The following is an 11,929-nucleotide window of genomic DNA, read 5'->3' on the forward strand; positions in this document are numbered from 1 at the left end:
AATACTTGCGGGTAAAGATAATGTCCTCACTCATAGAAAAATCATTAACTGAAATATATTCCATGCTCATGGCCGGTGAAGCAACTGCTGTTGAAGCTGTTAAAGCCTGCCTCGACCAGATCGAAAAGACCGAGCCAGAAACCAAGGCCCTGCTTGCTGTCTGCGTAGAAGAAGCCCTTAAACTTGCCGCAGAGATGGACGAAAAGGGCCCGGACTCATCCAAGCCGCTCTGGGGTGTTCCGGTTGTAGTCAAGGACGTCCTTGCGACCAAAGGCGTTCCCACCACTGCAGGCTCCAAGATTCTTGAGGGATTCACCCCCTTCTATGATGCAACTGCTGTTGCAAGGCTCAAAGAAGCCGGGGCCATAATCATCGGCAAGGCCAACATGGACGAATTCGCTATGGGTTCCACCACTGAAAACTCGGCCTACAAGACCACCACCAACCCCTGGGACCCCAGCCGCGTACCCGGAGGCTCATCCGGCGGTTCCGGTGCGACCATCGCTGCAGGCCAGTGCTTTGCAGCCCTCGGAACGGATACCGGGGGTTCCATCCGTCTTCCTGCATCATTCTGCGGCTGTGTAGGCGTCAAGCCCACCTATGGGCGTGTTTCCCGTTACGGCATGATCGCTTACGGTTCTTCGCTGGACCAGATCGGCCCCATGACCAGAACCGTAGAGGACTCTGCCCGCGTGCTTAACGTAATCGGAGGTCATGACAATCGCGACTCCACTTCCGTTGATCGCCCCATGGAAGATTTTGTTGCGGCCCTGTCAGAGCGCACCGACCTTTCCGGCCTTACCATCGGCCTGCCCGAAGAATACTGGGGCGAAGGCCTGTCCGCAGAAGTCTCCGAAGCATGCCGCGCCGCAATCGCCAAGGCCGAGGAACTGGGTGCCAAAACCGTACCCGTAAAACTTTCCATGACCGAGTACGCCATTGCCACCTACTACATCATCGCAATGGCTGAAGCGAGCTCCAACCTGTCCCGCTTCGACGGAGTGCGCTACGGACACCGTTCCAAGGACCCCAAGGAGCTCATCGACCTGTACACCAAATCCCGCACCGAAGCTTTCGGTGACGAAGTTCAACGCCGCATCATCATCGGAACCTACGTTCTTTCCGCCGGATACTACGATGCCTATTACCGCAAGGCTGCACAGATCCGCCGCCTGCTGCGCGAGGATTTCCTCAAGGCGTTTGAATCCTGCGACCTCATCGCCGGTCCGGCATGCCCCACCACCGCATTTCCCGTAAGCGAACTGACCGCCGATCCGCTGCAGATGTATCTCATGGACATTTTCACCATCTCCCTCAACCTCGTGGGAATGCCCGGGATGTCCCTGCCCGTAGGTTTCGGAAAAGACACCAACATGCCGGTCGGCCTGCAGCTCATGGCCCCTGCTTTCGAAGAAAAGACCATGCTTCAGGCAGCACATATCCTTGAAAAAAGTCTGCCCAAGCTTCCTAAAGTGAAAATCTAAATGCCTCCGGCAGCCCTTCGGGGACCAAAGAAACTTTTGATAGGGCTTCGCCGAGTGGCTTTTAAAATTGTGCAAAGAAAAGGCCCTGCTGAACGAGTTCAGCAGGGCCTTTTGTATTTACGTTACTTCGAAGACAGCTTTGACGGGCTATATGCGAAGCAGAACAAAAGGCTTTGGAATTCTTTAACCCTTTTGCAAAAGGGCTTAAGGCCCCCGACAGGGCCTCCGAGGCAAAATTATGCACTAAGTGTCATAAAGCGAACGAGAGTTGCCAGACCGATGCAGATGAAGAACACTGCAAGGCCGGTGGCAAACTTGTTGAGTCCGCCTCTCTGATAATCGCGGATGAAACCCCATTTTACGGCAATGCGGTACAGGCCGGCGACTACGTGCATGACCACCAGCGGGGCAAGAACAAGATAAAAATAAATCCACGGACCGGACTGAATACGCTGTGCGGACCGTGCTGCGGTAATAGGCAGGTCGCTGAGAACAGCCCACATGTGGATGGCGCCCATCACAAGGATGAGCATGGCGGAAACAACCTGAACGACCCAGAGCCAGGTATCCCTGTGCTTGAGCATTTTGGCATGCTTCCAGATGGTTTTCTGGCCTTCCAGTCTGAAAGGGATCTTGCGAGCTGCAAGGTAGAAGTGGAAAAGGAAGAGCAGGAAGAGAATCGGACCGCCGATCTGGGCCATGTAATTCTCTTCATAGGTATGCGCAATGGAATCCATAATATTGGGGCTTACGATTACGCTTGAGACAAGGCTCATATGCATGAATACAAAAATGATAAGAGCCACACCTGAAAACATCTGGAGCCAATCCAGAATAGCATCACTCCTGCCTCGCCTTGCAGGGGTGACTGTAGAGTTGAAAGACATCAGCACCTCCATTGAATGATTGGATTAAAAATACCTCGCAACCGGTATTAAAAGAATCGAGATAATGTCCCTAGCGAATTGTTTTGTCAATCAACTTAAACATGCGCCCGCGCCGATAACCGGCTGTTAATCTGTTCTCTGTTTACTCATTTTACGAATTTCGCAAACAATATCTACTCTTCGCATCTCTCAGGCTTTATTCCATGAAATTTTAGGGCTGTTCTGGAAAAATTACTGGCTGAATTTATTTTTCCCAACACCGAAGCAATTCAGTGCTCATTCGAATTTACAAAGAAGACAAGTCCATCATTACTTATAATGTTGTGCCAAACGTTGACCTGCCTGTTTCCGGAGATTACATATATCGTCAGTCATCATGGTCTTTTGTTATTTGCCCTCTACTACTGATGATAGGATTCCATCCAAACCTGATTGACATACGGGAGTTTAAAAGACATGGTCCCACGACAAAATTACAGGGCCTGTTGGGTCCTCAAAGGATTCAGATTTGAAAAATTTTTCATGTTCACCTTTCTTCTCGGAGCGCTGCTGATGAGTGCCGGATGTAAAATCGAGAGGATTGATACAACAAGTACTGACGGCAACAACGCTGTGCTGAGCGAAAACAAAACCGCCGGTCAGCACGCGCCCGAAGCTGTTGCACAGTCAATCCGGCAGACGGATGATAACACTGCTGAGCAGATCGCTTCCGCTGAATTGCAGAAGGAAATTTCTCAGGCACTTGCCTCCGGGGAAGGTCCTCACGTCATCAAACTTAAAAACGGCATGTCTTTACTTATCAAAGAAGACAACCGTTTTCCGCTTGTAAACGTGCGCCTTTTTGTCCATGCCGGATCAGCTTATGAAGACCCATCGCAGGCCGGCATAAGCCACCTGCTTGAGCACATGGTATTTAAGGGAACTTCCACACGCGGTCCCGGACAGACTGCCATGGCAATCGAGTCCGTGGGTGGTGATATGAATGCCGCCACCAGCTTCGACTACACTGTATACTACGTTGAAGTACCAGAAAAAGAATGGAAGCTTGGAATGGACATCGTCACCGACATGACCTTCAATGCTGCCATTGATCCAGATGAACTCAGGTCTGAACGCGAAGTTGTACTTTCCGAACTGGAAAGGGGCGAAGACAATCCCGGAAGCAGAATATTCAAGACCCTGCAGTCCATCGTATGGAAGGGCAACAGCTATCAGTGGCCCATCATCGGCTACCGCGACACTGTATCCGGCATAACCGCTGACGATATTCATGCGTACATAGACCGTCTTTATCAGCCGCAATCCATGCTGTTGAGTGTTGTCGGCAAAATAAATCCCGAAGAAGTGGTCAGGGAAGCGGAACGACTCTGCGGCTCCATCAAGGATAAGAAACCTGTAGTTCCGCCGAGCACTTTTGAAATTCCTGCCGAGAGCAGAACCACGGTCAAGATTATTCCCGGCAAATGGAACAAGGCCTACATCGGAGCTGCTTTCCCCATACCGGGTCTCAGCTCTGCCAAGACTGCAGGACTGGAAATGCTCTGCGAGCTTCTGGGCGGCGGCGAAACTTCACGGCTCTACCGCAAATTCAAATATGAAAAGCGTATGGTGGACAGCATATCCGTGTCCTCCCTGACCCTTGAGCGGGCAGGCATGCTTTATATTTTTGCAACCCTCGATGCCGATCGCGTTGACGAATTCTGGAAGGAACTCATGGCAGAACTTGCCGTGATCGACTTCAGCGAATTCACTGACCGCGAAATGGACCGTGTAGCCCTGAACTTAGAGGACTCTCTGTTCCTGACCAAGGAAACCCTGTCCGGTCTGGCTTCCAAACTCGGTTATTTCCAATTCTTCGAAGGAGGACAGCAGGCTGAGGATAACTATCTCTATGACCTGCGCAACATCACCCGGGATCAGTTGCAGAAGCTTTACGAGGAATATTTTGTTCCCGAAAGGCTTGCCACCTGCATGCTGCTTCCTGAAGGCACGAAAGCCGATGCGGATAAGCTGGAAAAAGCTGTTAAGACCTACTGGCCTGCAAAAGAAAAAGCTTCCGGCAACGTTGCAACCGATGGCCCCGGAGATGCTGCAACAATCGAGATGGCAGGTGGCAGCAAGCTCGTATTCATTCCTGATGAAACACTGCCCTATACAGCAATTTCCATGTACTGGGTCGGCGGGGACGCGGACCTGAGTCCGGATATGCAGGGTCTGGCGGCACTCACATCTCAAAGCCTGACTCGTGGAACTGCTTCCATGAACGCAACGGAACTTGAGGACTTTATTTCCGACCGAGCTGCATCCATTGGAGCCACAGCAGGACGTGAAGTTTTTGCCATCAATGCCAAGTTTCCCTCCCGTTTCACTTCAGACATGCTTCCGCTCATAAACGAAGTAATCACCGCCCCGCGTTTTGCTCCTGAGGAGCTGGACCGGGCCAGACAGGATCAGGTCTCGTCCATTAAGCGCAAGGAAGACCGTCCCCTGAGCCTCGCATTCAGGAATATTTTCCCATTCCTTTACAAGGATGGGAGCTACTCCTACTTCCACCTCGGTATGCCGGAAAAGGTTGCTGAATTCAGTGAAAAAGAAATCAGGGACTACTGGGCCAATCAATCCACCCGCCCCTTCGTTATTGCCGTCTGCGGTGATTATGACCGTGCGGCAATTGAGAAGTTCGCCAGCGAAATAGACGGGAAGCTGGTCAAGCAGACCAGACAACTGGGCATGACTGCTCCGCAATGGGGAACCACCAAGGATCTCAACCTTACCCTGCCTGACCGCAATCAGGCACATTTGATGGTTGTCTTCCCGGTTCCGGGCATGGAAGATAAGGAAAGTACCGCAGGACTCTCATTGCTTCGTGCAGCACTTGCAGGACAGAGCGGACTGCTGTTCCGAGACCTGCGGGACAAACAGGGACTGGGATATACCGTCACCGCGTTTCTGTGGCAGGCTCCGAAGACCGGTTTCATGGCCTTTTACATCGGAACCAAGCCCGAACAGCTTGAGCAGGCCATGGCTGGATTTGAAAAAACCGTTGCCATGCTCAGATCCGAGGATCTTCCTGAAAATGAAATCGTCCGAGCCCGAAATATTCTTAATGGCGAATACTATCAGGAACATCAGAGCCTGCTCTCCCGAAGCCAGGAATCTGCAAGCCTGATCATAAAAGGGTTCGAGCCGGACCTTGATATCAAGCTGATTGAAAGGGCAAATAAAATGAGCCCTGCTCAGGTCCGTGAACTTATCAAGAAATATATAAACTGGAATGATCGCTATACACTGACAGTCAAGCCCTGATAAATGAAAAACGGCCCCGGTTTTCAAACCGGGGCCGTTTTTTCATTTCATTATTCCCATCCCAGTGCCACGCAAGTTTTACGGACATAAATCATACATCTGCGCTTTCTTGAGCAGTTGGCAATTGCCCATTTCGCAGGCGATGCGGGCATCCCTGCATCCGGGACCGCCCTGCCCCAGATTCAGGTAGCACAAGCCGCGGTTGTAATAGCTCCGCAAGTCCTTCGGATTGATTTCAATGGCCATATTGTAATTGTTTATTGCAAGCTGATACTGCTTGCGATCCAGATAGATGTCCCCCCGGCTGCTGTAGGCAGCACCATATCTAGGGTTGAACTCGATGGCCTTGTTGAAATCCTGCATAGCCAGATCGGGCTGGTCGAGTTTCCCGTAGATTGTTCCCCGGTTGTAATGCGCTTCAGCATTATTGGGTTCAATTTCAAGGGATTTAGTAAAATCCTCCAATGCCTGAGAGTGTTTTCCGAGCTTATAGACTATAATCCCTCTACCCCGGTAAGCATGGGCGTGCTCCGGGTCGATCTTGATAGCCCGGCTGAAGTCATCCACGGCTTCCTGAAGTTTACCCATATTGTAGTACGCTATACCTCGATTGAAATATGAATGGACATACCATGGGAACTTGGCAATTGCCCTGCTTAAATATTCGACGCCTTTATCGAACATCCCGCGGCTGGTATACGCGGCACCAATGTTGTTGTAGGCAACTTCATAATTAGGATTGATTTCAATGGCACGATTGTAATCTTCCAGAGCCAGACGAAGCTGTCCCAGCCGATCATGGACAAGTCCTCGGCTTGAGTAAGATTTGTAATCTCCGGGATCTATTTCGATCGCTTTTGTAAAATCGTCTATAGCTCTCTGCGGCTGGCCCAGCTGGTCATAGGCAGCTCCACGGTTGTGATAGGCGTAATGATTACGGGGCTCCAGTTCAATAGCGCGGTCATAGTCGTCCATCGCTTTGCGGTCCTCACCGATCTCTGCGTAAGACAGACCTCGATTAGTATACGCAATGGGATTTTCAGGATCAATCTCTATGGCTTCACTAAGATACGCGATTGCTTTGTAAGGATCTGTTACTTTCTTGTCATCCCAGAGTTTTTCAGCCCTGATAATCCAATCCAGGGCACTCAGCCCTTTACCGGCCTTATCCAGATCCTCTCTGAGAATCTTCGCCTCTTCCGGAGTTTTCTTGAGCCTGCTGTTTTCCTTTTCAAGTTCGTCAATCTTTGCCAGAAGCCTGTTGTTCTGCTCCTGAACAATCCTGATTTTGTCCAGATGTCCACGATCGGCAAGAAGCTTCTTAACCCTCTCTTCAAGGATAGAAGGATCAACCACAACCTTGACCACTGCCTCCATACAGAAAATATTTCCGTCCATGAACTGCCGTTCGCTGACGACCTCCGTCTTGAGCACCCCCACGGCCAGAGCCATGACTTCGCTCTGCTGAAGCTTCCCTTCGCGCACCAGGGTCATGGTTTCAAGATAGCTTCCGGCTTCCTGAAGTGCATCCTGTTTGGCACGGCTCACTGCAAACATGCGGGCCTGGGCTGGCGAAATTTCCCCGGTCACATGTTGCCTGACTGTCTTCTCAACCACGGTTTCCCCAGATCTGGCAGCAATACCAGCCTCATGCGCAACTTCGTTTGTATCCAGAATCTCCATGTCAGACAGCCTTTCCATACTCCCTGACCGTTCAACAGCAACACCGGGCTGCTTCTGTTGGACATCAGCTTTCTCCGCCACGACTTCTTTGACCGCAACAGTGGACGCTTCCTTCGGCCCAGTCGGACGCGCACATCCAAATCCTAAAGCGACTAAAACCGCAAATAATACCAATTTTACTGCCCTTGATCTCATAACCGTATCCCCCGCTGATCCGGTACATACACAGATACAACAACTTTGCTCTCACTATAATAGTAAGTCTCCCGAGGTATTTTAGCAAAAGAAAAGGGCCCTGCTGATATAAATCAGCAGGACCCTGTCTTTGCAATATCTATTGATCGAAGAAGACTGCAATGCATCTTGAAGGTTCGGACATTTTCAGCAAGATCCTGTCCTTAAGTCAAAGTCCCCTTACTCGGCCTTAAACACTCCGGACTTGCCGCCTTCCTTATACACGAGTCGGCAATCTGAAATGATTACGTCCTTCTGCACGGCCTTGCACATATCGTAAATTGTAGCCGCTGCGATCTGGACCGCAATAAGTGCTTCCATTTCTACTCCGGTCTTGCCGGTACAGCGGGCCTCGGCCTCAATGCCGATGGTAAAATCCGCTTCATTGACGGCAAAACGAACATCAACATAGCTGAGTGCAATAGGATGACAGAGCGGGATAAGACGATGAGTCTCCTTTGCCCCCATGATACCTGCCAGCTTGGCTGCTGCAAGAGCATCTCCTTTAGGAAGGGCCTGCTGCTGCAGCATTCTGAAGGTCTTCTCATTAAGAATGACCTTGCCTCTGGCTATGGCCTTGCGAACTGTATCGACCTTGGCGGCCACGTCCACCATAACGGCATTGCCGTTGGCATCAATGTGGGAAAACTCGCTCATACTACTCACCCATCACTTTGTCTTTGGCTTTCTTGAAAAGCTTTTTAACCTTCTTCATGGGCTTCTCTTCATCAAGAGCCGCAAATTCACGAAGAAGCTCTTCCTGCCTGCTGTTCAGTCCGGTGGGAGTCACAACCTTGACTTCAACAAGCAGGTCACCCTTGTGGCTGCTGCCGAGGTAAGGCATGCCGAGACCTCGCAACTGGAAGACTTCTCCTGACTGGGTTCCTTTGGGAACATCCATTTCAACGGGATCATCCAGAGTAGGAATCTCAATCTTGTGACCAAGGGCGGCTTGAACAAAGGTAACTTCAGTTGTCAGGACCAGATCCTGTCCCTGACGTCTGAAGACCTTATCCGGCTCCACGGTTATTACAACGTACAGGTCGCCGTGAGGTCCGCCGTTAAGTCCGGCTTCCCCCTCACCGCGAAGCCGCAGACGGGAACCGTTATCCACCCCTGCAGGAATCCGCACGTTAAGATTTTTCTGTTTACGAACATACCCCGCACCGCGACACTCGGAACAGGGCTTGGTGATGACCTTGCCCTTGCCGTTACATGCCGGGCAGGGAACGGAAATCCTGAAAAAGCCCTGCGTCTGTTCAATGGAACCGCGTCCCCCACAGTGGGAACATGTCTCAGGAGTAGTTCCAGGAGCGGAACCGCTGCCTCCGCAGGTATCGCAGGTATCCGTGACAGGAATATTCAGCTCGACCTCTGTGCCCTTGGCTGCATCACGGAATGATACAGTCAGGTTGTAACGCAGGTCTGATCCTGCCTGCATGCGATTTGCACTGCGGCCGCCGAATCCGAAAATATCACCGAAAATATCGCCGAAAGCACCGAAAATATCTTCAGAAGACTGGAATCCGCCGTACCCGCCGTTCATTCCGGCATGGCCGTAACGGTCATAACGGGATCTCTTTTCGGGATCACGTAAAACCTCATAGGCTTCCGCAGCTTCCTTGAATTTATCTTCGGCTTCAGAATCGCCAGGATTGCGGTCCGGGTGAAATTCCATGGCCTTCTTGCGATAGGCCCTTTTAATTTCCCCGTCCTGCGCTTCTCTGGAAACTTCTAATACTTCGTAATAACAACGTTTGGACATGACTTATTCACTACCGGGTTTTTTTCCTGTAGCCGTGTGATAGCTCTCCGGGAGAACCTTGCTGGCTGCGATTTCCCTGAGAGCGGTTACGATTTCTTTGTTTTTGGATTCGATGAGAGGGCTGTACCCTTCGCGGTACTGCTTCACTCTTTTAATGGCCATCTGGACAATAAGGAATCTGTTACCGACTTCTGCCAGACAATCTTCTACCGTGATTCTTGCCATATTATCTCCAACACAATGGTTTTACCGGTGTCCCGGCTATTTTCTGAGAGGAATCTGTCCCTGCAGGTCTTCAAGCAATTTGTTGGAAACAGGATAGTATCCATTGCCATCGCCAAGCGAGAGCCAGCATTGTCCGGCCGGGAGTCCGGGATCGGAAAAGAAGGAAACCCTTACAAGGCTCTCCCCGCTTCCATCCATCAACTCGAGCTCCATCGCCTTTTCGGATTTATCCGGAAGGCTCAAAACCGGTTCCGCCTCGAATTTTAATTCATTAAGTCGCCACAAGGACATGTCAATACCAAGGAGCGGCTTTTTATCCTCAAAATTAATCCAGGTCTTGTCGGACTTCAGACCCTTGAATGTCTGATTGCCCTGCAAAACAAGCATGGAACCGACCTTTCCAGTTTCCAGAGAAAGGACGTTCCGTTGGCGCATCTGAAAAGCTTTCTTATTCAGCTGCTCAAAATGTTCCTTGGTCAGGATGAAGTTTCCCTTGCACATGGTCGAATTGGCCAGGAAAAAATCTCCGTTCCCTTTAATTTCACTAATCTCAATTTTCTCTGCGTGTTTGCCGGCGAAGACAACTTCTATACTTAAGGCAAGCGCTCCCCTATCGTATTCATCGCTCCTGACAACCCCTTTGGCGGGAGTTTCCAGCAGCGAATGAAACAGGAGCGCAACATCGCCACCGCTGGCAGACTTGCCGCTGAGAGGCGCCGGAAACACAAACTGGAACTCACCGTCAACACGACCCAGAGTCCACAGGAAAGAGCCTCCCCTGCCCAGAGAAATCGAAGAAATCTGCTCCGGGTTGCCTCGGAGCAAAAAGAGGTTGTAGTAATAATCCGCAGGGAACTCACACTGCCGGACAAATTCCTGTGGCAGCAGAAAGAGATCACCCGTTTCTTTTGAATTTAAGGCAAAAAAACCTTCACCGGAAGGACTCTGTGCCCCTACACTCATGGACAGCTCCTGCCCGCCTCCGGTTGCAATTCGCACTTTCGGAGACTCCAGGCCGTATTCAACGGCATGCCCGGTTGGAACCCGGCCAAGATAACGCAAGGCCTTACCCTGCCCAAGCACGGACAGCAGCCCTTCTACGCGACCTGAATCAGCCTCGGGTTTAAATGTCCAGCCGCTTTGAACAACGTCCCAGCCATCCGTTCTGCGTACGAGAGAATAGCAATCCGTACCGGAAACACACACATCAATCCTGTCTACCTTCGTGACATCAACCACAGGCCAGACAGGCTCATCGCGTTCCAGGGGCTTTTCAGGCGAACTATAATAAAAGGCTCCGCAGAGAATCAGGGCCAGAGCCAGAAAAATCAAGAACCTTTTAAGCACGGACAGCACCTTGGGATTTATAAACTCGCAACTTTATTCATCAATGGAGCAATTTATTAAAATAAACAATATTTCCTTGCGCGTCAACATATTTTAAGGCAATATACCCGATCTATTCAGTCGGATATTCCCGACATCCGGATTTATAGTCAAATTATATTATAAACCCGATTTTTTCCAGACATTTATTGAAATCATACGGAGTTAATTACAATGGCAAAATGGGGAAAATTGAGCTTTGCCCAAAAAAAATGCGTATCAACAATAGGCATGCTCATGCAGAAAACTGACATGGTTCAGGAGGGCTCCAGAATAGGAATTGCGGTCTCCGGAGGAGTCGACAGCTTTGTACTGATCAGGACCATGCTTATCCGGCAGGCCATCATGCCGTTCAACATTGAAATGATGGTTCTTCACGTGAACCCCGGTTTTGAACCGGACAGCCATCGTCCCCTTACAGAGTGGTGCCGCGACAACGGCGTTGCGTCCCACATTGAGCTTACCGATTTCGGCCCGCGAGCGCACAGCCCTGAGAACAAAAAAAAATCCGCCTGCTTTTACTGCAGCCGACTCAGACGCAAAAGACTCTTTGAACTTTGCGAACAGTACTCCCTTTCCCATCTGGCATTGGGCCACACAGCCGATGACCTCGTTACCAACTTTCATATGAACATGATTCAGAACGGGCGCATCGACGGACTTTCAGCCAACGAACCTTTCTTCGGCGGCAAACTTCACATGATACGCCCGGCCTTGATGCTTGAAAAAAAATACATTAAATCTGCCGCCCGCCAGTGGGAACTGCCGATCTGGGCCAACCGCTGTCCTTCCAACAGCAACACGAAGCGAAGTGAAATAAACGAGTGGCTGGAAGGCGAATGGAAAAAATTCCCGGGCTCCAGAAACAACACATTCAACGCGTTAAGGCGCTGGCAGCTTGACTTAAATATGAAAACCACATAACAATTCTACAAATTTACAAAGCCTGTTAATCGGGG

The 11,929-nt window shown here is 50.5% G+C and carries 9 protein-coding genes; 3 read left to right on the forward strand and 6 right to left on the reverse strand.

Annotation, left to right across the window (positions count from 1 at the left end):
• Positions 1–20 precede the first annotated feature (20 nt).
• Complete coding sequence (gatA, locus tag N7E73_RS02085) at positions 21–1,484, forward strand: Asp-tRNA(Asn)/Glu-tRNA(Gln) amidotransferase subunit GatA (protein WP_432737206.1); 1,464 nt, start codon at positions 21–23, stop codon at positions 1,482–1,484.
• Positions 1,485–1,720: 236 nt separating this feature from the next.
• Here gatA and N7E73_RS02090 read toward each other — a convergent pair whose 3' ends face one another.
• On the reverse strand, positions 1,721–2,371 hold the full coding sequence (locus N7E73_RS02090) for a succinate dehydrogenase/fumarate reductase cytochrome b subunit (protein ID WP_432737207.1): 651 nt from the start codon (positions 2,369–2,371) through the stop codon (positions 1,721–1,723).
• 522 nt (positions 2,372–2,893) lie between these two features.
• Between N7E73_RS02090 and N7E73_RS02095 the strand changes: the two genes are divergently transcribed.
• Positions 2,894–5,677 (forward strand): M16 family metallopeptidase, encoded by a 2,784-nt coding sequence (locus N7E73_RS02095; RefSeq protein WP_432737209.1) that lies wholly within the window; start codon positions 2,894–2,896, stop codon positions 5,675–5,677.
• Positions 5,678–5,755: 78 nt separating this feature from the next.
• Here the strand turns inward: N7E73_RS02095 and N7E73_RS02100 are convergent, their stop codons facing one another.
• From N7E73_RS02100 to N7E73_RS02120, 5 genes are all read right to left on the reverse strand, one after another.
• Positions 5,756–7,555: a tetratricopeptide repeat protein gene (locus N7E73_RS02100; RefSeq protein ID WP_432737210.1), complete on the reverse strand. Its 1,800-nt coding sequence runs from the start codon at positions 7,553–7,555 to the stop codon at positions 5,756–5,758.
• Between the two features lie 219 nt (positions 7,556–7,774).
• On the reverse strand, positions 7,775–8,251 hold the full coding sequence (gene moaC / locus N7E73_RS02105) for a cyclic pyranopterin monophosphate synthase MoaC (RefSeq protein WP_432737211.1): 477 nt from the start codon (positions 8,249–8,251) through the stop codon (positions 7,775–7,777).
• Position 8,252: 1 nt separating this feature from the next.
• The gene (dnaJ, locus tag N7E73_RS02110; RefSeq protein ID WP_432737212.1) at positions 8,253–9,359 is read right to left on the reverse strand and encodes a molecular chaperone DnaJ; all 1,107 of its coding nucleotides are present in this window, start codon (positions 9,357–9,359) and stop codon (positions 8,253–8,255) included.
• 3 nt (positions 9,360–9,362) lie between these two features.
• The gene (gene rpoZ / locus N7E73_RS02115) at positions 9,363–9,584 is read right to left on the reverse strand and encodes a DNA-directed RNA polymerase subunit omega (protein ID WP_432737214.1); all 222 of its coding nucleotides are present in this window, start codon (positions 9,582–9,584) and stop codon (positions 9,363–9,365) included.
• A gap of 36 nt (positions 9,585–9,620) precedes the next feature.
• Entirely contained in the window at positions 9,621–10,931 is a 1,311-nt protein-coding gene (locus N7E73_RS02120) for a DUF4340 domain-containing protein (protein ID WP_432737215.1), read from the reverse strand.
• Between the two features lie 213 nt (positions 10,932–11,144).
• Here N7E73_RS02120 and N7E73_RS02125 point away from each other — a divergent pair, with 213 nt between their 5' ends.
• A complete protein-coding gene (locus N7E73_RS02125; protein WP_432737217.1) occupies positions 11,145–11,894 on the forward strand; it encodes a tRNA lysidine(34) synthetase in 750 nt (249 codons plus the stop codon).
• The last annotated feature ends 35 nt before the right edge of the window (positions 11,895–11,929 follow it).

The organism is Maridesulfovibrio sp. FT414 (assembly GCF_050916235.1).
In the GTDB taxonomy this organism is placed as follows: domain Bacteria; phylum Desulfobacterota; class Desulfovibrionia; order Desulfovibrionales; family Desulfovibrionaceae; genus Maridesulfovibrio.